Source organism: Lysinibacillus sp. FJAT-14745 (genome assembly GCF_001275675.1).
Lineage (GTDB): Bacteria > Bacillota > Bacilli > Bacillales_A > Planococcaceae > Lysinibacillus.
The window spans coordinates 459,789-484,787 of sequence record NZ_LITM01000009.1; the positions used below are offsets into that span (position 1 = coordinate 459,789).

Genomic DNA, 24,999 nt, shown 5'->3' on the forward strand with positions numbered 1-24,999 from the left:
GTATCGGCGGGTGTTTGGACACCCGATGAAGAAGTGAAAGGGATGGTCTAGCATTTACCCTAGACCATCCCTTTTTTGTATTTTCTTAACGTTCCAGTAGTTGGAACATCATCATTGCCTTCCCAACAAGCATTTGTTGATTAAACACTTCGAAGTCCATCTTCACAAACTTACGACTCATGTCTAATATCCGAGGCTTTACAGTAAGTGTACTTTCCATTTGCACAGGCTTGATGAAATAAATCGTCATGTTTTCGGCAACTGCATCCCCACGTTTACGGCGCTTTAATGCGAATGAGCCAACTTCCGCTAACAAAGTTGTAAATGCTCCATAAGAAATTGCCCCATATTGGTTTGTCATTTGAGGTGTCACTTTAAAATCTACGATTAATTCTTCATCGCCAAGCACTTTCATCTCGTTTTTCACTAGATCATCAATCGTTTCACCATGCTGTGGTTGTCTTTGAGCAAGCTGAAGCGCTTTTAATACATCTTGTCGACTAATGACACCTTGCAAAATATTGTCATCATCGACAATTGGTAACAGGTCAATCCCTTCCCAAATCATACGATGTCCTGCAGAAGCAACACTCATTTTCATCGATCCAGCAATTGGATTTTTCGTCATAACCTTATCAATGAGCTCGTTTTCTTCTCGACCAATAGCATCTTTTACTGTAATCATCCCAACAAGTTTATTGTTTGCAGTAACAACAGGAAATGCACCATGAGTTGTTCGTTCATTTAGCTTTTGGAAATGATGAATTGTTTCATCATTTCGGAGAACAGAAGTTTCCGTCATCGGTACATAAATATCTTCAATAAATAAAATATCTTTTTTGATTAATTGGTCATAAATTGCACGATTAATCATTGTTGCCACAGTAAAGGTATCATAGCTTGTTGAAATGATTGGTAGGTCCAAGGAATCTGCGAGTAACTTGTTTTCCTCCGATGTATCAAAGCCCCCTGTAATTAAAACAGCTGCCCCAGCTCGCAGTGCATTTTCATGTGCTTTAATACGGTTACCAACGATGAGCAAGCTTCCTGCGTCTGTATAACGCATCATATCTTCTAATTGCATGGCACCAATCACAAATTTCGTCAACGTTTTATGTAGACCTGTTTTGCCACCTAAAACTTGGCCGTCTACAATGTTAACTATTTCAGCGAAAGTTAATCGCTCAATATTTTCTTTCTTTTTCTTCTCAATTCGAATTGTTCCAACACGTTCAATAGAGCTTACTAAACGACGATTTTCCGCTTCTTTAATGGCACGGTATGCCGTTCCTTCACTCACCTGCATTTCCTTTGCAATTTGACGTACTGAAATTTTATCACCTACGGGTAGTGATTCGATGTATTGTAAAATTCTCTCATGTTTTGTAGACAAAATATCACCTATTTCTCAAGCATCAATTCTGCTCTTAGTGTACCATATTTTTCATTAAAATATTTAATATAAAGTGATCAATTTGTTTTACTTTTCCCATCGTTTCAACTACGCGCGTGGTGCCAACTCATATAGTACAGCAGTGTCACTGATTAAGAACAGTTTACTTTTTCACCCGCTTTTAAAATTTGAACCTCTGCATTTTGCACTAAATCTGCAAAATTTTGTGGATCCTGCTCGATTGGTGGGAATGTATTGTAATGAATTGGTACGACAATTTTCGGCTTCAGAAATGAAACTGCACAAGCTGCATCTTCTGGGCCCATCGTGAAATTGTCACCAATCGGTACAAACGCAACATCAATAGGATGGCGTTCCCCTATTAATTTCATATCACTAAACAAAGCTGTATCCCCTGCATGATAAATTGTTAATCCTTCGATAAATAATAAAATTCCAGAAGGCATTCCCATATAAATAATTTCATTATTTTCAGTTACATAGGACGAACCGTGGAAGGCTTGAGTAAACTTCACTTTACCAAAATCGAATTCCTTGGCTCCCCCTATATGCATTGGATGCGTTTTCACTCCTTGCCAAGAAATCCAATTGGCTAGCTCATTCGGTGCAATGACGAGTGCATCTTTTTTCTTTGCAAGCTCCACTGTATCACCGACATGATCATTATGGCCATGTGTAAGTAAAATAATATCTGGTGCTTCATCAGCAACCTTTAAATCTGTTTGCCCATTTCCATTAATGAATGGATCTATCAATATCGTTTTCCCATTTGATTGAATTTTGACAACAGAATGTCCATGATAACTAATTTCCATATAAGTTTCCTCCCAGCAGTACATATTGTGCTACATCTATTTTTATTCGCTATCCATGCGATTTTCCCCTTTTTTTGATATGCTGTACAGAGAATAATAGCCTCACCTGTTAGGAGACAATTATTCATTCGTACAAAAATGAAGCTTCGAATTCGAGTTATAGATTCCTCAAAGGTCGAAGCCTCATCGTGTAGGCTATTATTGCCGCCGAGCACGTGAAAATTTTTCAATACAATAAGAGGAGGAATTGTTTATGTCAAAAGTTGAAGAAATTCAAAACTATTTACAACAAAATCAAATTGATGCCGCTTTCGTCACAACTCCAGACAATGTTTTTTACGTTTCAGGCTTTAAAAGTAATCCACATGAGAGATTACTAGGCGTAATGATTTTTAAAGAGGCAGATCCTTTTTTAATTTGTCCACAAATGGAGATCCCAGATGCGAAGGCTGCTGGTTGGTCATATGAAGTCATCGGTCACCAAGATACTGAAAATTCAATGGAAGTTCTTGCACAAGCGATAAAAGCTCGAAATGTTAACCCACAAACGTTTGCTATTGAAAAAGCTCAACTCATTGTAGAGCGGTTAGAAGCCCTACAACAATCATTCCCGCAGGCAAGTTTTGTCCGTATCGACGAAAAAATCAATGCTATGCGAGTAATTAAAGATGAAAATGAATTAGAAAAATTACGTAAAGCTGCAGAACTAGCTGACTATGCTATTGAAATCGGCTGTAAAGAAATCGCTGAAGGCAAAACAGAAATGGAAATCTTAACAGCAATAGAAAATGCTATTCAAGATAAAGGCTGTAAGATGTCCTTTGAGACAATGGTATTAAGTGGTCCAAAATCAGCCTCTCCACACGGTACTCCCGGTGCTCGCAAAATCGAAAAGGGCGATATGGTGTTATTCGACCTCGGCGTAATTTTCGATGGCTATTGCTCTGATATTACACGTACAGTTGCCTTTGGTGAACCTAGTGAGGCACAAAAGGCAATCTACAACGCAGTACTATCTGCTAACACAAATGCAATTGCAGCAGTAAAACCAGGTGTACGTGCAATGGATTTAGATAAAATTGCTCGCGATACTATTACTGACGCAGGCTATGGCGAATACTTCACACACCGACTTGGTCATGGACTTGGCATTTCTGTACATGAATTCCCATCTGTTACAGGTGCAAATGAAATGACTATGGAGGAAGGCATGGTCTTCACAATTGAACCAGGTATCTATAAATCTGATGTGACTGGTGTCCGTATTGAAGATGATGTAGTCGTAACAAAAGACGGAGTAGAAGTACTAACAAAATTCCCGAAAGATTTGATTGTACTATAAGTTTATTGAAGCATATAGAAAAGGAAGCAACCAACATGATGCTTCCTTTTTTAGTGTAAAGTATAGCTTTCGGCAAAACGAGGGGTTGATTTCCGTTCCAACTGGGCGCTTTCCTGGGGGCGTCCGATGAGCCGCTTCGCTGCGCTGCAGGGTCTCATCTGTGACGCTGATCCCCAAGGAGTCGCCCAGTCTCCACTCCAATCAACTACTTCACATAGTGTGTATCTTCTGGCAGGGCACTCTAATTTATAGTTATAAAAAACTAGAGCAAATATTTTTTGTGCGAAAGCGTAGCGACAGCACCAATTTTTTTATGTTCGAAAGCGCAGTGCTAACGTAGCTGCAGCACAAGATGTTTTTTTGTGTGAAAGCGAAGCATTAGCAACTACAGGTGTACAATTACGTCCCTGTTATAAGTCGTCATAGTGTTCACTTTTAAAATGGATAGAAGTTATACACTATCGCCGATTGGAGTGGAAGGCTACTCGACTCCCGTGGGAAAGCGAGACAGGCGAGACCCTGCACGGAGCGCAGCGGAGGAAGCGGCTCGACGCTCGCCCACAGGAAAGCGAGTAGCCTGGAACGGAAATCACTCCTTATTTTGCAAAGAGGAATAGTTTTCAACAACATAAAAGGAAGCAACCATAAACACGGTGCTTCCTTTTGTTATTTTACTTATTGAATTAATTCATCAACATTTACATATGGCAAACCTTGAGAATCTGCAACGGCCTTGTAAACAAGATGTCCCTCTATAGTATTAACACCCTTTTTCAATGCAGCGTTATCAACACATGCTTGTCTATAACCCTTATTAGCAATTTGAAGTGCATAAGGAATTGTATTATTTGTTAAAGCTATTGTTGATGTACGTGGTACAGCTCCTGGCATATTTGCTACTGCATAATGCACAACTCCATGCTTTACATAAGTTGGATCATCATGTGTCGTCACTCGATCAGATGACTCAAAAATACCGCCTTGGTCAATAGCGATATCGACTACGACAGAACCTGGTTGCATTGACTGAATCATTTCCTCAGAAACAAGCTTTGGTGCTTTAGCTCCAGGAATTAAAACTGCCCCAACTACTAGATCTGAGTTTTTTACTGATTCTGCAATATTATAAGGATTGGACATTAATGTTTGCACATCACGGCCAAACAAATCTTCTAATTGACGTAAACGCTCTGGGCTTAAATCAATAACCGTTACATCAGCACCCATTCCGACAGCTATTTTCGCCGCATTTGTTCCAGCTATACCGCCACCAATCACTGTAACTTTACCGCGTGGTACACCTGATACGCCGCCTAGTAGAATACCTTTACCTTCATGATTTTTCTCTAAGAATTGTGCACCAATTTGTGTTGCCATTTTACCAGCAACTTCACTCATTGGTGTTAACAGAGGTAAAGAACCATTTGCTAATTGCACCGTTTCATATGCAATGCCTACAACTTTTTTATTTAAAAGTGCCTGCGTTAATTCAAGCTCTGGCGCTAAATGTAAATAAGTAAATAAGATTTGACCTTTATAGAAGTAATCGTATTCTGATGCTACGGGTTCCTTTACTTTCATGATCATTTCTTGCGCCCATGCTTCTTTTGCCGCCTCAACAATATGAGCACCTGCAGCAACGTAGTCTGCATCTGTGAAGCTTGAACCTAAACCTGCTCCAGTTTCAATGTACACTTCATGGCCTGCATTTGTTAATGTCACAACCCCTGCTGGTGTCATGGCTACACGATTTTCATTGTTTTTAATCTCTTTTGGAATACCAATCTTCATCTTCCCTATCCCCTTCCATTACCTAAAAAATAAGCACATTTTGTTACATACTCTTCGATGTATTGATGCACCCCTTGCACTTCCATATTACCAAACATAAACAAAAAATGCTTTAAATAAAATAACAATATATAAAATTAATAATATTCCAATAACACAAAATATTCAAACTGGAATGGCGTGGTAATTTTCCAACAGGCATGTTTTTATTTGGAATATATAAGGTGGTCATCGATCGGTAAAAAGGGATTCCTGGAGATTACTACGTAGTAACAAAAAATATGTAATATTTATTTTGTTGTGAATTAAATGCCTTTACTTTTTCACATTTTTTCTTCCGGAAAGTATTTCCTTTAGAAAATCATTTGGTATAATCAACATATACAAATCAGGGAGGTAATTCAAATGGCTAATAAATATAAAAGCATTGTAGTTGCAGTAGACGGTTCAAAGGAAGCTGAATACGCTTTCCGTAAATCGATTGACGTAGCAAAACGTAACGAAGGTGCTGTATTAAACTTAGTAAATGTTATTGACACACGTTCATTCGCTGCAATCGAAGCATACGACCGTTCAATTGCTGAGCGTGCTCAAGCATTCTCTGAGGAGCTATTAAATGGTTACAAAAAACAAGCTGAAGAAGCAGGCTTAACAAATGTTAACCTTGTAATTGAATACGGCTCACCAAAAAATATCATTACAAAAGAGCTTTCTAAAATTGTAGACGCAGACTTAATCATCTGTGGTGCAACTGGTCTAAATGCAGTAGAACGCTTCCTAATTGGTTCAGTATCTGAAGCAATTGTACGTTCAGCTAAATGTGACGTACTTGTAATCCGTACACCTGAAAATTAATTGTGTATTACATAAAAGGTATCCAACTTTGGATACCTTTTTTTACTTATTTCCCTTCTTGCCACATCTTCACTTTTTCAAAGAACATAGCAAGAGCTTGTTTATTTTGCATATTTGGTACTTTTGCTAACAGCACCTCTTTTGGAGCTTTGAATTCCTTACCTTGCTTTTGTAAAATGACAATGCTCTTTTCAAGTGCTTTATTGGCGAACATTGTATCTGGCAATTGAATAATCGCTTGAATCCAAGCATGCTTTTGAATGTATTTATGCAGTTGTTTCGACTGCTCAGATTCAAAGAGATGGGTTGGTGCAAGGAAAAATAAGTAGCCCCCATCCTTCGTGTAGTTAATGGACTGCTCAATAAATAAGTGATGTGCATAACTCATTCCTTCTGAAGCGCATAATTCATAATCTAATGCGACATCTTCATTCGGATAATATCCGACTGGTAAATCACAAACAACAGCATCTGCAGGATTTACTAATAAATCTTGTAAAGCATCTTGACGGAATAAGGAAACTGGCTGCTCTGTCAATTCAGCTGTAGCAGCAGCTATACGAATAAGTAGCTCATCAACCTCTACACCTGTTGCTTCTATTTTTCCGTCTAATAAATTCATAACTGTTAATAGTAAATTCCCTGTACCTACCGCTGGATCTAAAATAGAAATTTTTTCTGTTTCTAGACGCTCTGCAAATAGTTGTTCCACAAAATAACCAACTAATAACCCTAGAGTATCAGGTGTCATTTGGTGATTCGGCTGAGATCCTTTTCGCATCCCCTTTAAAACAGCAATTTGAATCGCTTTGCGCACATCTTCCTTTGTAGCACCGTCTTGGGAAAAATCAACTTCCCCATCTAGCCATGCCTCTAAGCCATCTAAAATACCCTCTAGCAATGTAATATTATGTTCTTTTTCTATCTTTTCAGCATGTTCATTTAGCATACCAAATAACTTTTCGATATTTTCCATACACAACTTCCTTTCAAGCAGAAAAGAGCCGTGACAAAAACTTGTCACAGCCCCTTTGTCTAGTAATATCTTAGCCTAAAATCAATAAATTATGCTAGTGCTTTGACAGCTGCAATTGCCGCTTCATAGTTTGGATGGTCTGTTGCTTCAGGAACATATTCCACATATGTCACTTTATCATTTGCATCCACAACAAACACCGCACGCGTTAGAAGGCGTAATTCTTGGATGTAGACACCGTATGCTTCACCAAATGAAAGGTCACGGTGATCTGAAACTGTTTGAACAGCATCAATACCTGCTGCACCACACCAACGTTTTTGAGCAAATGGAAGGTCAACAGATACCGTATAGATAATGACATTGTCACCTAAGTTTGCTGCTTCTTCGTTAAAACGACGTGTTTGTGCATCACAAACACCAGTATCTAATGATGGTACAACGCTAAATAAACGAATTTTCCCCTCTGAATCTTTTAATGTAACAGGTGATAAATCATTCGCTAATACAGTAAAGTCTGGTGCTTTGTCTCCAACTTTTACTTCGTTACCTACAAGTGTTACTGGGCCATTTTTAAATGTTACTTGTGCCATATAAACGCCTCCTAATCTTCATATGTACATAATATTACTAAATGGAGGGAATTAATTGCAACTAAGACAGCTTACTAAAAATAGTTTCGAAAAAATCCTTTCGAAACTGTTCATCCATGTTTGCTTAAAATTGCATCATTTTCCAAGCTCATAACCATAATGTAGAGTTGATTTCTGTTCCGGCTGGGCGCTTCCCTAGGGTGTCCCGATGAGCAGCTTGGGCCAACAGATGTTTTTTGTGCGAAAGCGTAGCGACAGCAACAAATGTTTTCTGTGCGAAAGCGTAGTGCTAACGTAGCGACAGCAGCAAATGTTTTCTGTGCGAAAGCGTAGCGACAGCAACAGATGTTTTTTGCGCGATAGCGTAGTGCTAACGTAGCGACAGCAGCAAATGTTTTCTGTGCGAAAGCGAAGCGACAACAACACGATGTCGGTCACGAAGGCGTTATCACAGGACGTGATGGTTTTAGCCTTTCCATGGTTTCATCTGTGACGCTAATCCCACTAGCTCCATTAATCACCACTATCACCGTAAAAGCAAAGAGCTGTCTCTAAGTAATGAGACAGCTCTAGCCATTATTCTTCGTTTTTTTCCTCTAGCTTTTCAGGTTCTAGTTTTTCAACTAGAGGTACAGATTCAGTCTTTTCCTCTTTGATTGGCAAAGATGGTTGCACAATATCTTTTTCAATATAAACTTTTTCATGAACGACTGTTGTATCCGCAAAAAAATCATGTAGACCTTGATTGTTTGGTAAAACGCCTACAAGAATATAGAGTGGCATAAAAATGCTGTTAATGATCCGCCCTATCCAATCACGGAATAACACATCTGACCAAGTCAGCTTCTCATGTTTTAAAGAAATAACACGTAATCCAAATATCATTTTCCCTAATGTTTGCCCAAAAAACTTCGTCATTAATACGAAATAACTGTAATAGAGAATTGCAGATATAATTGAAATTGGTGCATACCACACTGTTTCCGATAATGACCAATCCATAAAATAAAAAATTGGGTTAACGAGAATTCCACATAAAGCTGTAATAACGAATCCATCTAATAAAAATGCCCAAAAACGTATCCAAAAGCCTGCCGTTTTTAACGCATAATTTTTATTCGTATTTGGCTTATCAATTAGGAAGGCATTCTCCATAGAGGGTGAACCTTGCATAACAATTTCATTGTTTGTCATTGTACTCCCTCCTTAGTTTTCGCCATATAAGTACATCATTTTTGGCGCTTTATAATCTGCCATAATTTTCATTAGCATTTTTTCCTCTGCTGAGGGACCAAACATTGATCCAATTTTCATCCCAACATATGATTGCCAGCCGCCCACATCATATGTATACTCAAATAATTCTGCGTCCTCTAAACCAAAGTCTTTACGTAGTGCAGCAATTGTAGCTTCCTCATCGCCAATCTCATCTACTAAGCCCGCTTCAAGAGCCTTCTTACCACTAAGAATTCGACCATCGGCAACTTTTTTCACATCGGCTTCAGACATATTACGCCCTTTTGCCACAATATTAACGAATTCCTGATAAGTTTCATTAATCATGTCTTGCATCATAGCACGCTCTTCCGGTGTCACTTCACGCATTGGGCTAAGCATATCTTTATGTACACCAGATTTAAACGTTTCATATTTAATACCAACTTTTTCTGCTAACGCCTGATAATTAATAGATTGCATAATGACACCAATCGAACCTGTAATTGTATCACGTTGCGCAAATATTTTATCTGCAGGTGCTGAAATGTAATAACCACCTGAAGCTGCCATCGAATCCATAGAAACATAGATTGGAATTTGTCGCTCTTCTTTAATTTTCAAAAGTTTTTTATAGATTTCTGCTGATTCCTTTACACCGCCACCTGGTGAATTAACACTTAAAACGATACCTTCAACAGTCTCATCATATAAAATATTATCTAATTGATTTAATAAAAATTGATGATCATAAGAAACTGGTTGCCATAAAGTACTTGAGCCAACATCTTGAATCGTACCATCGACCTTTAAGTATGCAATACGTTTATCCATATTGCCACTTTCTTTAACCTCTTCCATTACTGTCAAGTCGTTTCCAGCTACCAAGCTATCAAAATTGCTAAAGAAATCCGATTTAAATATTGCAAAAACAGTGTTGATTCCTAATGAAAATACTAATAGTACACCTGCAATTATTAAAGCGGCCCACCTTTTACCATTCATATCTTTCCGCCTCCTCATAACGTTATACGATTGATATCCTAATTTGTTTCATACTTATTGCCATAATACGGTCTTATCACCATAACTAAAGTTAACCTCTGTTCCAACGGGGCGCTTTCTATAGGGCGTCTGATGTGCCGCTTGGCGAGCTGCCGCATAGAAAGTTAACAAATGTCATCCCAAACTTTAGGTGATGAGCCAATACTATCGCTTTAACCTATTCAACCTATAATACATTACCTAATTTCATAAAAAAAATCAAAGTTCATAAATAAAGCAGGAACTTTGATTTTCGACATTATTTCCTAGGAAATTAACGAGGAATGATAGAATGGATTTTTTCTTGTTCACGTAATTCGACACGACGAATTTTGCCTGATGCAGTCTTTGGTAGCTCAGTAACAAACTCAATTGCACGAGGATATTTATAAGGGGCTGTTAAAGTTTTTACATGGCTTTGTAGTTTTTTAATAAGCGCTTCATCACCAACTTCTCCATCAGAGAGCACAACAAATGCCTTTACTATATTTCCACGAACTTCATCTGGACTCGCGACAACGGCAGTTTCTTTTACTGCTGGATGCTTCAATAACGCATCTTCTACCTCAAATGGTCCAATCGTATAGCCAGACGAAATAATGACATCATCCCCACGCCCTTCAAACCAAAAATAGCCATCTTCATCTTTATATGCACGATCTCCAGTAATATACCATTCGCCTCTAAATTGTAAATTTGTACGTTCAGGATCGTTTAAATATTTTTTAAATAATGCGGGTGTTTCACAGTGTACAGCAATATCCCCAACTTCTCCAATTGCAGTAGGATTTCCAAAATCATTGATAATTTCAACAGTATTACCCGGAGTTGGTTTACCCATTGAGCCCATTTTAGCCTCCATCCCTACCATTGTACCAACAAGTAATGTATTCTCTGTTTGTCCATAACCATCTCGTACTTGTAAATTAAAGACCTCAGAAAATAATTTTATCACTTCACTATTTAAAGGTTCACCCGCTGACACAGCCTGACGTATTGTACTTAAATTGAAATCTCGTAAATTTTCAAGCCCCGCCATAAATCGATATTCGGTTGGCGTGCAACACAGAATATTAATATTGAATTTTTCAAGCAATGTAAGATATGTTGCCGCATCAAAGTGACCTTTGTAAACAAATGCTGTCGCACCACTTCCTAAAGTAGCAAGGAACGGGCTCCAAATCCACTTTTGCCAGCCAGGAGCTGCTGTAGCCCAAACAATGTCACCTTCTTGGACACCTAACCAATTTGGTGCAGTAGTTCGTAAGTGCGCATAACCCCAACTATGTGTATGAACTGCTGCCTTTGGATTGCCCGTTGTACCACTCGTATAAGCTAAAAATGCAATGTCTGTACTCTTAGTCGGTGTAGAACTTATGTAAGTCGTAGGTTGATTTTGCATTTTTTCAAGCAACGGCTGCCAAGGTTCATGTGCATGTCCAATGACAAATTGTTGTATTTCTTGTAAATTTCCCACATTATCGAATTGTTCAATATAAGGCTCAAATGCAACAACGCCTTTTGCATCTGCATGATTGATTCGATATTCAATATCCTTAGTTCTCAGCATTTCCGAACTAGGGATAATGGTTAAACCTGCCTTTAAGGCGGCAATATAGACGATATACGCTTCAACTGATCTTGGCACCATGACCAAAATAACATCACCTTTTTTTAAACCTTGAGATGTAAATACATGTGCTGCCTGATTCGCCTTTTCAAGTAATGCTTGATATGTTAAGTACTGAATTTCCTCATCTTCGTTATAAACTACTAATGCATTTTTTGTAGAATCCTGTGCATATTTTTCAATTTCCTCTGAAATGTTATACCATTCTGGTGCGATTAAATCTTCTCTGTTCATGGCAATTGCCCCCTTTTGTTACGCTCATTATAAAACTCAATTTTTATCATTTTCAATGGAATTCACTCCAATTCATTAAAGTCGTGACAACTATCATGCTTTGCAATATGGCATCAGTCATGTATGGATGCTATCAATGTCGACTTAGGTTTAGTGTAGTTTTCGCAATGAAGAAAAAACTCCCTATTGAACACGAATGAATAATATGGTACATTTTGGATAACTAAAAGCATGATTGCAGGGGGACTCATTTAGAGTTGAGAAGGTAAAACCTGACCCTTTGAACCTGTTAGTTAATACTGACGTAGGGAGCAATACACATCTAATTACTGATGAAAGGCTCTTTTACGTGTTTTTTTACACGAAAAAGAGCTTTTTTTGCACGCTTACGTCCATCCAACAAGGAGGACTTAAATTGGTATTTCATACTATCCGTAAACAAAATCCACTAATTCATTGCATTACTAATTATGTTGTGGCTAATTTTCAAGCAAATGGCTTATTAGCAATAGGTGCTTCTCCAGTCATGGCTGATGACAGTCATGAGGTTGAAGAAATGGTCGCAATTGCCTCAGGTTTATTGATAAATATTGGTACCCTTAATGAACGAATGAAGGATTCGATGTTACTTGCAGGAAAAAAAGCAAATGCTCTTGGCCTTCCTGTTATATTAGATCCTGTTGCTGCAGGTGCAACAACATACCGGAAACAAACAGTACAGCAATTACTGAAGGAAATAAAATTTGCGGCTATTCGTTGTAATATTGGAGAGCTTGCAGCTATTGCCAATATAGAATGGCAACAAAAAGGCGTAGATAGTGGTAGTGGTTCCATTTCTTTAGAACATGAGGCACAGCAAGTGGCTCAACTCTACAATTGTATTGTGATTGTGACCGGTGAAAAGGATTTTATTACTGATGGCGAACATCAGCAATGGGTTACAGGTGGAAATTCTCAAATGACAGAGGTTACTGGAACAGGTTGCTTATTGAGTGCAATTTGTTGTGCATCCTTCGCCATTGGAAATAAACCCTTTGACCAACTGGCAGAAACATTATCGCTTTATAAAAAAGTTGCAGAGCAAGCAGCTTCTTCTACTCAATACATTGGCGATTTTCAAATTGCAGTATTGAATGAACTGCATCTTCTTTCCAAGGATGGTGAAGAATGATGCAAATTGTAACGACAATTGCTGGTTCAGATAGCGGTGGTGGTGCAGGCATACAGGCTGATTTAAAAACATTTCAGGAATTAGAGGTGTTTGGAACGTCGGTCATTACAGCTTTAACGGCCCAAAACACACTTGGTGTATCGGATGTCTTACCAATTGATGTTAGTTTTGTTGAAAAACAACTTATAGCGCTAGTCGAAGATTTTTCAATTCGTGCTGTTAAAACCGGAATGCTGTTTTCCTCTGAAATAATTCAATCAATTGCACAGATTTTAGCCGAAGTGAAAATTCCGCTTATTGTAGATCCTGTCATGATTGCAAAAGGTGGCGAAAGCTTATTACAGCAAGAAGCAATTGAGGCATTACGTAGTTATTTACTACCTTTAGCAACAATTGTAACACCGAATATTCCTGAAGCCGAAACTCTTTCTGGAAGGAAAATCAATTCTTTAACAGATATTAAAGAAGCAGCTCAAGTCTTATTACAAATGGGCGTTCAATGCGTCATTATTAAAGGCGGACATTTAGAGGATAAATGTTATGCTACTGATTATGTATTTTTTCAGGATGGTCGGTCATTTTCCATGCAGTCCACTCGTATTGCAACAAAAAATACGCATGGTACAGGCTGTACGTTTTCCGCTGCATTAACTGCTTTTCTTGGTCGTGGACTACCTTTAAAAGAAGCGATTGAGGAAGCTAAAAAATTTATTCAATTAGCAATAACGCATGATTTATTTATTGGTAATGGCCATGGTCCAACAAATCATTTTGCCTATCAAAACTATAAGGATACTTGCGAGGTAATCATTCATGAAACGTGACGATCTACAGCTATATTTTATTATGGGTACAGGTAATGTTTTAAACCAGGAGCCAATAAACGTTTTAGAGAAAGCTCTCCAATCTGGAGTTACCATGTTTCAATATCGTGAAAAAGGGCCAAATACACTAACTGGGGAAGCCTATGAAAATTTTGCTCGCAAATGTCAAAAGCTCTGTCAACAGTATAATGTTCCGTTTATCGTCAATGATGATGTAGAGTTAGCTATAAAACTTAGAGCGGATGGTGTTCATATTGGACAAGAGGATTTTCCTGTGTCTATAGTACGTAAAAAAATTGGCAACATGATTTTAGGCGTTTCTGTTCATTCACAAGCTGAATTACAAACTGCTCTACAATATGGTGCTGATTATGTAGGAATTGGTCCAATTTTTTCAACCACTTCTAAAAGCGACGCCAGACCACCTAGTGGAACTGATTTTTTACAGCAAGTTCGGAGCCAGTATCCGGAGCTCCCTATCGTTGCAATTGGAGGCATAAACTGCTCAAATGCTCATACGGTATTTCAAGCTGGTGCGGATGGAATAGCAATTATTTCTGCCATTTGCCAAAGTGAGGATATTTCTAAAACAGTCTCTACATTTAAATCATTTGTAGGATAAAGTGAAACTTTAATCAGTGGGGCGTCTTTACCCCACCAATCGGGTTTTTACGGGCAGTTAGCCCCACCTATAATTGAACCTGACACTTCTCTTTCGATACAGATAAATTAATACGGGATAAAAAATAAACAATTTAAACAAACTAAAACCAGTGCCTTTTACGGCCACTGGTTTTAATTTTAATCATTGCTGATTAAGCAATTATTGGTTGCTGTTTGGCATGCCTTTTAATTGAGATTCTGCCATTTGTACAAGACGTTTAGTGATTTCACCGCCAACGGAACCGTTAGCACGAGCTGAAGCGTCAGCTCCTAATTGAACACCAAATTCTTGTGCAATTTCGTATTTCATTTGATCAAGCGCTTGTTGTACTCCTGGTACTGCAAGCTGGTTTGAACTGCGGTTTGTGTTGTTTGCCATGTGTCTCACCTCCTTGTGAATATAGAATGTGCGTTATTAGATTTTTAATACAAAAATTATATCGGTAAATTGTACCTGTAAAGGAAATGAACAAAAAAGCCGACTCAAGATTTTTGAGTCGGCTCGTTAGCATAAGAAATCGCAAGTTTCTTCTATAGAAGATCTGCAAATTTATCGGCTTCTTGCTCTTTTTTCGGGAAAATATAGACTTCACGGTTTTTCACTGCTCGTTCGATTAGTTCATCAAAATCCGAGAAGCTTTCATAATGCTCAACCTTTTCAAGCTTTGGCTTTGTTTTTGGACTTGCTGGAGTAAAAATTGTACAGCAGTCTTCAAAAGGCTGGATAGACGTTTCGTATGTGCCTATTTTCTCTGCAATATCGATAATTTCTAATTTATCTGACGAGATTAATGGACGTAAAATTGGTGTGTTCGTTACGGCATTAATAGCTGTTAGACTTTCAAGAGTTTGACTCGCTACTTGTCCAAGACTTTCACCTGTAACGATTGCTAGTGCACCGATTTCTTCACGGACTTTGTCAGCAACTTTTAGCATCATACGACGAGTTGTTGTCATTGATACATTTGAAGGTACTTTTTCTTTAATAAGAACTTGAATTTCAGTGAAAGGAATTACATGTAAACGGATATTAGCTCCAAATTTCGTTAATTCATTTGCAAGCACCTTTACTTTTTCCAATGAATTTTGGCTTGTGTACGGTGGGCTAAAGAAGTGAATCGCCTCTAAGCGCACTCCTCGTTTCATCATTAAATAACCAGCGACAGGACTATCTATACCACCAGAAAGCATTAATAAAGATTTACCATTAGAGCCTACAGGCATTCCACCTGCACCTGGAATAACTTGTGCCATCATATATGTTGCATCATGACGCACCTCTACACGAAGTTCGATATCAGGCTTCTTCACCTTTACCGATAAATTTTGATATTGTGGTAATACATAACCACCAATTTCGCGTTGAATGGCATGTGATTCTAACGGAAATGTTTTATCAGTACGCTTTACTTCTACTTTAAAAGTAAGCTGCTCATTTTTAAATGTATCCATAATTGTTACTGCCAGTTTTTTCATGGACTCGAGGTCTTTTTCACATGCTGCCACTGGACTAAATGATTGGATACCAAAAATTTTAGGTAATCCTTTTAATAGCACGTCCATTTGTGCTTCATTTTGAATGGCAATAAACATACGATCGCGCTCTGTACGAATGTGTAAATGTCCTAAATCCGCAAACGCATGACGAATGTTCTCTCGTAAGCGACGAATAAAATCCATCTTGTTACGACCTTTTGTAGAAAGCTCTCCATATCGAATTAAAATTTCTTTCCAAATCATGATTTAAATTCTCCTTTAAGTTCCATCAATACTTCATCTAATACTTGTTTAAACTTTACTATATCTTCATTTGTTACATGAGCACCAAAACTTATACGAATAACACCCTTTTTAAAGTGCTCATCGATATTTAGAGCTTCAACAACATGGCTTGTTTTTGTCTGTTTCGATGAACATGCACTCGATGTCGAGACAATTACATTGCGTTTTTGCAATGCATTGATAATGACTTCACCTTTTAAATCACGAATACTAAAAGATAAAATATGTGCCGCTCCTTGTGGCGTTGATAAAATATGCACTACATCCCCATATCCACGTAATTGCGTGCATATTTCTTCATACCATTGACGGTATTTTTTTGCACGGTCATTCATCGTCTCGACTGCTATTCGGGCTGCTTTGGATAAGGCTACGGCTTGCGGTACAGCTACCGTTCCACTACGTAAACCAAACTCCTGTCCTCCACCAAGTGCATACGGCTGCCATGTCATTTTTTTACGGAATGCTAGTACCCCTGAACCTTTAAAGCCGTGAATTTTATGGCCAGAAATTGAAATACAATCTGGTCCCTCATCATCGTTAAATGATATCGGTAACTTTCCAAAGCTTTGTACAGCATCAACGTGAAAAGCTGCTCGACTCGATTCATGAATAATTTTCGCAGCTTCAAAAATTGGTTGGATAGCACCCATTTCATTATTTACATGCATCATACTTACTAAAATGGTATCGTTGCGCACTTTTGTGCGAAGCTCCTCTAAAGAAACGACTCCATTTTTGTCTGCTTGCAAGTATTCTACATCAAAACCCTCTTGCTCAAGTTGCTTAACAGATTCTAGAACAGATGGATGCTCAATTTCAGTTGTTAAAATATGATTTCCTTTATGTGTATTGCTTCGTGCTAAACCAAATATAGCCGTGTTATTGGATTCAGTACCACCTGATGTAAATAGCACATTTTTTGCTTCTGTATGCAAAATATCTGCTACTTGCTCACGTGCACGCATTAACAATTCGTTTGATTCAACACCCATTGCATGAATGGAAGCAGGATTGGCATAAAACTGCTCATTCACTACCATAAATGCTTGCATAACCTCTTTTAAAGGTTTTGTTGTTGCACTGTTGTCTAAATAGATTGTATTAACTTCCATTAATATTCACACACTTTCAAAACGTTGATTTAACGGTATTTATCATAACGCAATCTTCAGCAATTGACTACTAACTTTAACAATTATAATTTTAATCTTTCTTCATTGTTATAAATTCAGTTGATGCTGTGAATTCCATGACTTTCTCAAAGCCTAATTTTTCATAAAGGTGAATTGCTCTTGTATTAAAAGTAGCTACTGTTAAACGAATAGGACTATGTTTTTCTTGTTGTAGCTGATTTAAGATAAATGAAAAAAATTCTGAACCATAACCTTTTCCTGTTAGCTCAGGCTTCATCCCTATACCAACATCAATGCACTCGTTTAAATACGCACCATAGTCATGACCTTTAGGTACTTGTGCAGATGTTCCTGTACAGAAAAAACCGACTAGCTCTTCTTTATCATTGACAATTGAATAGTACGGATTTTCAAGAAATTCTTTTAGAGATTCGTCGCATAGTTCATTGTTATAAAAAACATATGGTTCTTCATATTTCCAATTTAAAATGTCAGTCGCATAAACTTCATTCATTTCCTTACTATAAAATTGCATGATGAACACCTCTATTTTTCATCGTCTCTAAACGATGAGGATAATGTGAAGCTTGTCTTAGAGCACACGCAAACGTCTGAAAAATCGTATGAATACCTCAACAAACAAATTGGCCTTTTAATAACAAAGCTGTCTAAAAAGTAATAACTAAACCTTTTAGACAGCTGATGTAATTTTTTATTATACTTGACTATTTTGTTATTGTTTCTTCTGCTACAAGTTCTTGAATTCGCTTTAACGCACCTGGCTCCATTTCTTCAACTGCCGTTCCAGCCTCTTCTAATGCCTTGGAATAGCGGAATTGATTGAAAGATGCTTCTGCTTCTTTTAAACGAGTATGCAATTTTGGATTTGTTGCACGATGACGATTACCATACTGAATAATACGTTCAATTAGCATTACATTTTCAATCAATTCATGTGCCTTCGCTTTTACATCCTCTACACAAAGTGTTGCAGCATTTAAGTTATTATGAACTGCTCCCATGTTGAGAGGTACCTCTTGCAGGCTTTGCATTACTACATAAATATGCTCTGCTGCTTCATCTAGACGGGCATCCATCTCTTCAGGAATACCTGGAATATTAGCCTTATTCAATAGACGATCTGTTTCTTGTAATGTTTTCTTTAAGTTTTCTACTTGCGTGCGAGCCTTATTTTCATCAATTCGTAGCTTCTTCATCGTATTTGACAAATTGCCTTGCTCCTCATGAATGCCTTCAAGCTCCTCGCTAATTTCAATCAATTCTTCCTGCAAACTTGAGTATGCAGATTTTTCCTCTTTAACACGCATCGCCAATAAGTCATAGCGACGTTGTAAAGCCTCTAATTGCTTTAATGCAGCTTTTGGAATTTCTGCATCTTTCTCATTTAAACGATAGCTTTGCTGCACAAAGGTTGCTTCATCACTTACCAATCTTGTTGAACCAATAACATTGGTGATTGAGCTTAATAAACGATCACAATTTTGATCAACATAATTTTTAGCAATAACCTCTTTTTCGAGCAGATCGTAATATTGATCAATCTCGTCATTTATTTCAGCAACACGTGGCTTAACAACGATTAGATTAAGCTCTGCTAATTCATTTTTTAATGTCGCAAATTCCTCTTCAAATTTATCCAGCGCCTTCGTTAGCTCTAAATGCTGTAAATAATAGGATTGCTCCTCCATTTCACGCTGGCCACTACGTAATTCCTGTACCGCTCCTGGTAGCTTTACTTGCAATTCAGTTAAAATTGTTGGGACATCATTAATGTATTCAAACGTCTGCTGTGACTCTTGGTTCAAGCCAATAACAATTTCTCTTGCCTGTAAATAATTCCCTTCGCTTGTAAGCACATCGAATTCCTCAAACTTTTGAACAAACGTCTCCAGCTTTTTCTCCAAAGCCGGTAATGCTACACCAAATGAATGTTGGTGCGCTAACAATGTTTTACGTGCAGAGCGATAGTATTCTTTTAATTGTTCAATTTCAATACGATTTTTTTCTTCGCTGCCAATTAATTCATTTAGTTCTTCTAAGATTTTATCTTTATCTTGTTCACATTTTTGAATGTAATCTTCTATCTCACGTTCAATTAACGTTGCTTTATTAAAACGAAGTCTATTGATTTGATCCTCTGCGTCAAATAAAAGTGAATCAATTTTTGTCATATGTACATCGATGACTTCATCCCAACTATTACGCCATCGTTCAAACATCTCTTCTGTTTCACCGTTCATGTTTAAAGATTTAACTTTTGAAATTTCCTCATTTATAGGATTGTTTTGTATTTGTGATTTTTCATTTTCAAGTTTAGCAATGATTGTTGTATGTTTTCGTCGCATCATAAATCCTACTATCGCTAAAATTAATAGTAGGATAACCGGAATGATGATATACTCCATCGTAAGCCTCCTATTCTACAATAAACGAATTGGCTAGTTGTATTTATTATATACTATGTTATCGCCTTTTGTACTAAAATTTGAGTGTTTTTTCTGTATATACACCTTTCAAGAATAACACCTACGTAATTTTTGAACAATTGTCGCAAATAGAAGTGTTATTATCAATAGCTAAAGGAGTGGTTATTTTATGAAATGTGACGGCCATGTTCATAGTCCATATTGTCCACACGGTACTTCTGATTCATTTAAGCAATATATAGAAAAAGCTATCTCCCATAACTTTACAGATATCACCTTTACAGAACATGCACCATTACCACTGAATTTTGTTGACCCTACACCTCAGCAAGATAGTGGAATGAATCCAGAATTTTTAATGCCTTATTTTGAAGATTTACAGCGCCTTCAAAAGGAGTATGCACAAGACATCCGCATTCATATAGGTCTAGAGGTTGACTACATTCAAGGCTTTGAAGAAGAAACTCGTCAATTTCTTAATACATATGGACACTTTTTAAATGACTCTATTTTATCGGTCCATTTTTTACAATGGCAAAATACCTTTGAATGCATTGACTTTTCTCCAGAAAGTTTTATGGCTTTTTCAAAAAAAGTTGGCTCTATCGAACAAGTGTATAATTTATATTATGATACCGTCCTACAATCCATTAAAGCAGATTTAGGGCAATACAAGCCTAAGCGCATTGGGCATCCTTCACTTATTCATAAATTTCAATTAGCACATATGGTGAAAATTGATGATTCTGCGCGGATTCGAGAAGTTTTAGATTTAATGAAGGAAGAAAGCTATGAGCTAGATTTAAATAGCGCTGGTTTAAGTAAAACATATTGCCAGGAACCTTATCCACCATTTTCCTTTATTGATTATAGTAAATCTATTGGGCTACCAATTGTTTTCGGTTCAGATGCTCATAGTGTTGCTGATTTACATCAACACTATAATGTTATATTCCAAAATAAATAACTTTCAAATGGGGTGCTTGTATGTTTACACAAATTAATTATGATGGGCCTATTGCTGAGCAATATAATACTTTAGCAAAACAGTTAGATGCTCTGCTTACAGGAGAAAGCGATCGCATTGCTAATTTTAGTAACGCTTCTGCATTACTAAATCAGTTTCTGTCAAACATTAACTGGGTCGGTTTTTATCTATTACAGGGGGAGGAACTTGTATTAGGACCATTTCAGGGCTTACCTGCCTGCGTCAGAATACCAATCGGACGCGGCGTTTGTGGAACAGCTGTAGGCAAAGAAGAAACAATAGTGGTAAAAGACGTACATGATTTTCCAGGGCATATTGCCTGTGATGCCGCGTCCCAATCCGAAATCGTTATTCCCTTGATAAAAGAAGGACAGGTCATCGGCGTTCTCGATATCGACAGTCCAATCGTAAATCGTTTTTCTAAGGAAGATCAAGAAGGGTTAGAGCTATTCGTACAGACCTTACTCCTCCATTTATAAAGTGAAACTTTAATCAGTGGGGTTCTTTCCCCCACTGATTATTAGTCTTCACCAATCGGGTTTTTACGGGCAGTTAGCCTCCCCGTATTTCTTTACTCTCATTGAATTTGAAGCGGACCCGACGCTTCTCTTTTGATATAGATAAATTACTGCCCGTTAATACGGGATAAAAAAATGCCCTGAAATGATTTATTGTCATTTCAGGGCATTTCAGCTCATCAGGCTGACGTTTTATTTTCAAAAACATCTGTTTACTTTTATTACATTATGAATTTGTTAGATACGATCGATCATGAATACAAAAACGATTTTTACCACTGTTTTTTGCTTCATAAAGCGCTGTATCTGCATGAAGGAAAACAGATTGAAACGCTGGACGGTACTGTTCATCCCATGTTATGAGACCTGCTGAAATTGTCACCTGAGGATCTGTTGTACTTGGAATTACTGCAACGATTGCTGCTGCTAATTCGATTGCTTCTTGCTCATCAATATTTGGAATATACACAGACATTTCTTCTCCACCCCAGCGTGCACAAATTCCACGAGTTCCAATTGTTTCTTTTAACCTTGATGCAATTTGCATAAGAATCTTATCACCAATTTGGTGACCATACGTATCGTTAATGCGTTTGAAATTATCAATATCAATGAGTAAGAACATTCCTGATTGATCATTTTTAAGCGACTTTTCTACATACTGGTCTAAATAACTTCTTGCGTACAATTTCGTCAAATGATCCAAATCTACCATTTCCTGAAGTTGATTTCGTAATATTGAGTTTGCAATTGCTAAAGAAGAGTGATGGATTAATGATTGCATTAATTTAAAGCTGTCAAATGAAAAGAAATATGGCTCCTTGTGTAACACAATACTAAAGCCATTAATTTTTTCTTCCATTAAAATTGGGATTGCCATAATTGAACGATATTCAATTTGATTAGGGGTTAATCGACTGAAATCTGCAATAAATAGTGGATCATCGGTATGCTCAAAATGTTGTTCAACATGTTTTATATAGGTTTGACCCTTTTCTGCATTGAATAAGGCTGTACTCGCATCCGTCACTTTAAAGGTGTCATGATGTTTAAACGCGAAACAAACTTCCATTGGTTGAAAGGATTTCATTAACTGTTTTTGAAGGAAAAGTAACATTTCATGAATGTCAATCCTCATATTTAAACGATGCGATGTTTCATTGATGAGTTGTAAATCACTTACTAGGCGATGTGATTGATGATATAATTTTGCATTTTCAAGCGCATTTCCTGATGTTTGTGCTAGCATTCGCACAAAGTCTTTTTCAGTCGTTGAAAAAAGATATGTTGTAGGTGCACTTACTTGTAAAATACCATAAATAGCTTGTCTCCCTTTTATAGGGGCGTTTAATAATCGACAATTTAAATCGCTTGCAAGCTCCGTTGTCAGCTCTCCTGAGACAAAAGCCTCAATAGTCGCAGGTCTTTCAGATAAGTAATCAAAAAGCTTAATATCGATAGTCGTATGGCGGTCTTGATCATTCGATAGTATAAGCTCCGCACTAAACTCTGGGAAATTATCCTTAATATTTTTTAAAACATTTTCTAAAATTAAATCAATATCCATAGTGGAATGAAATAAATCTGTCATATTGTACAATTTTCTATATTGGTCTTCATTCACTTTTACTTCAAAATTTTCTCTAGTCAACTGAAAAACCTTTGTAAGCGTTTCAACAAACTTTTCTCCGTAATCCGAAGTCATAAAGTCTGTCCAAGCATCGGTTGCCTCGACAAGTAGCACACCAATTGGGTTTTTGCCTTCTGCTTGGAAAAGCACCATATCGGTCATCGTCATAAATTCGTCTTTTTCTTTTAATATATAGGGAATTTTCACCATCTTCTGTTGATAAAAGCTAGCTTCAATCATTAACCATGACACAGCATTTAGTTTTGTTTCAATTGTTACAGTAGCCATCTCTTCAACAGGTATTAAAGAATTACCTTCTAAACCGAGAAATTCCACATTTACAATTCCAAAGCGCTTCTTTAGACACTGTTTCAACGAGTCAAAATACCCATTAAAACTAGCTTGTTCCTTAGAACTCACCCAAATGCTTAAAACATCTGATTTTATATATTTTAGCGTTTGTAAATGGTCTGTCATGAAATCACCTTTTCTATATAACGTCCAAATCAATTACTATTAACTTATAGTATATTATACATAATTTGTGTCATTTTGACTATGTTATTCTATTTCACTTTTACATTTTACATATTACACTGTATCATTGACTATTACCGACTATCGCAATATGTATATAGAGGGAATTTTTACTATTATCCATTTTTCAAAAATAGTTAGCCTAATAATTGACGTCTATATAATAAGCAGTTACAATGGAGTTTGTGTAAAATAAACGCAGCAGTGGTATAAGCTTATTACTGTATTTTATTCCTCTATTTCATTTTGTAACACTTAACTGATTCAGATGGTGTATTGTGTAACCTAACGGCTGCATAGGCGAAAATACATGAAAATAAAATGCGTATAAGAATGGGTACTACTGGTTTTTGTTTTACAACAAAAAAACCAAATTTAAAGGAGGAGACAACAATATGTCTCGTTATACAGGTCCATCTTGGAAATTATCACGTCGTCTTGGTATCTCACTAAGCGGTACAGGTAAAGAAATCGAAAAACGTCCTTACGCACCAGGTCAACACGGTCCAAACCAACGTAAAAAATTATCAGAATACGGTTTACAACTTCAAGAAAAACAAAAACTTCGTCACATGTACGGCATGAACGAACGTCAATTCCGTACTCTATTCGACCGCGCTGGTAAAATGAAAGGTGTTCACGGTGAAAACTTCATGATCCTTCTTGAAACTCGCCTTGACAACCTAGTTTACCGTTTAGGTTTAGCTCGTACTCGTCGTGGATCTCGTCAATTAGTAAACCACGGCCACATCTTAGTAGATGGCAAACGCGTTGATATTCCTTCATTCAGCGTAAAACCAGGTCAAACGATTTCTCTTCGTGAAAAATCTCAAAACCTTGCTGTAGTAACAGAAGCAATCGAAGTAAACAACTTCGTACCTGACTACTTAACATTTGATGCTGACAAAAAAGAAGGTACATTTACTCGCCTTCCAGAGCGTTCTGAATTATCAGCTGAAATCAACGAAGCATTCATCGTAGAGTACTACTCTCGTTAATTAAATTGCTCTGCAAAGAGTAGTTTAAAAAACCCTAGAAAACCTTTTATACCAAGGTTCTCTAGGGTTTTTGCTTTTTATTGACAATGCACAATGATGCATTAAAAGTCATTGTTTTGGGGCTTTAGATTGGGGCTACTACTTCAATCTTTTTTTGCTCCCTTATCAAATAAATAAGAGAGCTATATATAATTCATAATCTATCACGTATCTCCAACTGGCTTTAACACTACCCGATCTTGCCCATCTGGTAAAATGTTTTGCCAAACTCACTCGAATATAAAGAAGCAACTCAAGACAAAAATATGATAGAGAATTTTTCACTACCGTCGCATGAATTTTAACTGAAATTTCAGATTTATTATTCCGCCTTTTTAGAGTAAAAACGAAGACATG

Annotated in this window: 22 protein-coding genes and 1 riboswitch; of the genes, 8 read left to right on the forward strand and 14 right to left on the reverse strand. The window is 37.2% G+C overall.

Features of this window, described 5'->3' with window-relative positions; genetic code table 11:
* Nucleotides 1–85: 85 nt before the first annotated feature.
* Together AMS59_RS17375 and AMS59_RS17380 are read right to left on the reverse strand one after the other, a co-directional pair.
* On the reverse strand, nucleotides 86–1,393 hold the full coding sequence (locus AMS59_RS17375) for a DRTGG domain-containing protein (RefSeq protein ID WP_053484987.1): 1,308 nt from the start codon (nucleotides 1,391–1,393) through the stop codon (nucleotides 86–88).
* A 152-nt stretch (nucleotides 1,394–1,545) separates the two neighbouring features.
* A complete protein-coding gene (locus AMS59_RS17380) occupies nucleotides 1,546–2,229 on the reverse strand; it encodes a metal-dependent hydrolase (RefSeq protein WP_053484988.1) in 684 nt (227 codons plus the stop codon).
* A gap of 253 nt (nucleotides 2,230–2,482) precedes the next feature.
* Here AMS59_RS17380 and AMS59_RS17385 point away from each other — a divergent pair, with 253 nt between their 5' ends.
* A complete protein-coding gene (locus tag AMS59_RS17385) occupies nucleotides 2,483–3,571 on the forward strand; it encodes a Xaa-Pro peptidase family protein (RefSeq protein ID WP_053484989.1) in 1,089 nt (362 codons plus the stop codon).
* 675 nt (nucleotides 3,572–4,246) lie between these two features.
* Here AMS59_RS17385 and ald read toward each other — a convergent pair.
* Nucleotides 4,247–5,362, reverse strand: a complete 1,116-nt coding sequence (gene ald, locus AMS59_RS17390; RefSeq protein ID WP_053484990.1) for an alanine dehydrogenase — start codon at nucleotides 5,360–5,362, stop codon at nucleotides 4,247–4,249.
* Between the two features lie 405 nt (nucleotides 5,363–5,767).
* On the opposite strand from ald, the gene AMS59_RS17395 reads away from it, so the two are divergent.
* Entirely contained in the window at nucleotides 5,768–6,217 is a 450-nt protein-coding gene (locus AMS59_RS17395) for a universal stress protein (protein WP_053484991.1), read from the forward strand.
* A gap of 46 nt (nucleotides 6,218–6,263) precedes the next feature.
* Here AMS59_RS17395 and AMS59_RS17400 read toward each other — a convergent pair whose 3' ends face one another.
* The 5 genes from AMS59_RS17400 to mbcS all read right to left on the reverse strand — a co-directional run bounded on the left by AMS59_RS17400 (nucleotide 6,264) and on the right by mbcS (nucleotide 11,909).
* Nucleotides 6,264–7,193 carry a class I SAM-dependent methyltransferase gene (locus tag AMS59_RS17400; protein ID WP_053484992.1) on the reverse strand — a complete coding sequence of 310 codons (930 nt, stop codon included), beginning with the start codon at nucleotides 7,191–7,193 and terminating at the stop codon, nucleotides 6,264–6,266.
* Nucleotides 7,194–7,282: 89 nt separating this feature from the next.
* Nucleotides 7,283–7,786, reverse strand: a complete 504-nt coding sequence (gene tpx / locus AMS59_RS17405; protein WP_053484993.1) for a thiol peroxidase — start codon at nucleotides 7,784–7,786, stop codon at nucleotides 7,283–7,285.
* A gap of 576 nt (nucleotides 7,787–8,362) precedes the next feature.
* Nucleotides 8,363–8,980: an RDD family protein gene (locus AMS59_RS17410; RefSeq protein WP_053484994.1), complete on the reverse strand. Its 618-nt coding sequence runs from the start codon at nucleotides 8,978–8,980 to the stop codon at nucleotides 8,363–8,365.
* Nucleotides 8,981–8,992: 12 nt separating this feature from the next.
* Complete coding sequence (gene sppA, locus AMS59_RS17415; RefSeq protein WP_053484995.1) at nucleotides 8,993–10,006, reverse strand: signal peptide peptidase SppA; 1,014 nt, start codon at nucleotides 10,004–10,006, stop codon at nucleotides 8,993–8,995.
* Nucleotides 10,007–10,319: 313 nt separating this feature from the next.
* Entirely contained in the window at nucleotides 10,320–11,909 is a 1,590-nt protein-coding gene (gene mbcS / locus AMS59_RS17420) for an acyl-CoA synthetase MbcS (RefSeq protein WP_053484996.1), read from the reverse strand.
* Between the two features lie 229 nt (nucleotides 11,910–12,138).
* Nucleotides 12,139–12,237, forward strand: a riboswitch (TPP riboswitch).
* An 87-nt stretch (nucleotides 12,238–12,324) separates the two neighbouring features.
* Here mbcS and thiM point away from each other — a divergent pair.
* The 3 genes from thiM to thiE are packed head-to-tail and all read left to right on the forward strand — an operon-like array spanning nucleotide 12,325 to nucleotide 14,526.
* Nucleotides 12,325–13,080: a hydroxyethylthiazole kinase gene (thiM, locus tag AMS59_RS17425; protein ID WP_053484997.1), complete on the forward strand. Its 756-nt coding sequence runs from the start codon at nucleotides 12,325–12,327 to the stop codon at nucleotides 13,078–13,080.
* Nucleotides 13,080–13,904, forward strand: coding sequence for a bifunctional hydroxymethylpyrimidine kinase/phosphomethylpyrimidine kinase (gene thiD / locus AMS59_RS17430; protein ID WP_053485119.1), 825 nt, complete (start codon nucleotides 13,080–13,082; stop codon nucleotides 13,902–13,904). The genes thiM and thiD overlap by 1 nt, the downstream gene beginning before the upstream one ends.
* Complete coding sequence (thiE, locus tag AMS59_RS17435) at nucleotides 13,894–14,526, forward strand: thiamine phosphate synthase (protein WP_053484998.1); 633 nt, start codon at nucleotides 13,894–13,896, stop codon at nucleotides 14,524–14,526. The genes thiD and thiE overlap by 11 nt, the downstream gene beginning before the upstream one ends.
* Nucleotides 14,527–14,727: 201 nt before the next feature.
* Here thiE and AMS59_RS17440 read toward each other — a convergent pair whose 3' ends face one another.
* The 5 genes from AMS59_RS17440 to ezrA form a co-directional block, all read right to left on the reverse strand.
* Nucleotides 14,728–14,946: an alpha/beta-type small acid-soluble spore protein gene (locus AMS59_RS17440; RefSeq protein WP_053484999.1), complete on the reverse strand. Its 219-nt coding sequence runs from the start codon at nucleotides 14,944–14,946 to the stop codon at nucleotides 14,728–14,730.
* Between the two features lie 152 nt (nucleotides 14,947–15,098).
* The gene (thiI, locus tag AMS59_RS17445) at nucleotides 15,099–16,307 is read right to left on the reverse strand and encodes a tRNA uracil 4-sulfurtransferase ThiI (protein ID WP_053485000.1); all 1,209 of its coding nucleotides are present in this window, start codon (nucleotides 16,305–16,307) and stop codon (nucleotides 15,099–15,101) included.
* Nucleotides 16,304–17,464 (reverse strand): cysteine desulfurase family protein, encoded by a 1,161-nt coding sequence (locus tag AMS59_RS17450; protein ID WP_053485001.1) that lies wholly within the window; start codon nucleotides 17,462–17,464, stop codon nucleotides 16,304–16,306. Before AMS59_RS17450 ends, thiI begins: the two co-directional genes overlap by 4 nt.
* Nucleotides 17,465–17,555: 91 nt before the next feature.
* Entirely contained in the window at nucleotides 17,556–18,020 is a 465-nt protein-coding gene (locus AMS59_RS17455; protein ID WP_053485002.1) for a GNAT family N-acetyltransferase, read from the reverse strand.
* A 190-nt stretch (nucleotides 18,021–18,210) separates the two neighbouring features.
* A complete protein-coding gene (ezrA, locus tag AMS59_RS17460; protein WP_053485003.1) occupies nucleotides 18,211–19,911 on the reverse strand; it encodes a septation ring formation regulator EzrA in 1,701 nt (566 codons plus the stop codon).
* A 190-nt stretch (nucleotides 19,912–20,101) separates the two neighbouring features.
* Between ezrA and hisJ the strand changes: the two genes are divergently transcribed.
* Both hisJ and AMS59_RS17470 read left to right on the forward strand, forming a co-directional pair.
* Nucleotides 20,102–20,899, forward strand: a complete 798-nt coding sequence (gene hisJ / locus AMS59_RS17465) for a histidinol-phosphatase HisJ (RefSeq protein ID WP_053485004.1) — start codon at nucleotides 20,102–20,104, stop codon at nucleotides 20,897–20,899.
* A gap of 20 nt (nucleotides 20,900–20,919) precedes the next feature.
* On the forward strand, nucleotides 20,920–21,399 hold the full coding sequence (locus tag AMS59_RS17470; protein WP_053485005.1) for a GAF domain-containing protein: 480 nt from the start codon (nucleotides 20,920–20,922) through the stop codon (nucleotides 21,397–21,399).
* Nucleotides 21,400–21,664: 265 nt separating this feature from the next.
* Here the strand turns inward: AMS59_RS17470 and AMS59_RS17475 are convergent, their stop codons facing one another.
* Nucleotides 21,665–23,545, reverse strand: a complete 1,881-nt coding sequence (locus AMS59_RS17475; RefSeq protein ID WP_053485006.1) for a sensor domain-containing diguanylate cyclase — start codon at nucleotides 23,543–23,545, stop codon at nucleotides 21,665–21,667.
* 455 nt (nucleotides 23,546–24,000) lie between these two features.
* Between AMS59_RS17475 and rpsD the strand changes: the two genes are divergently transcribed.
* A complete protein-coding gene (rpsD, locus tag AMS59_RS17480; RefSeq protein WP_053485007.1) occupies nucleotides 24,001–24,603 on the forward strand; it encodes a 30S ribosomal protein S4 in 603 nt (200 codons plus the stop codon).
* Nucleotides 24,604–24,999: the final 396 nt, after the last annotated feature.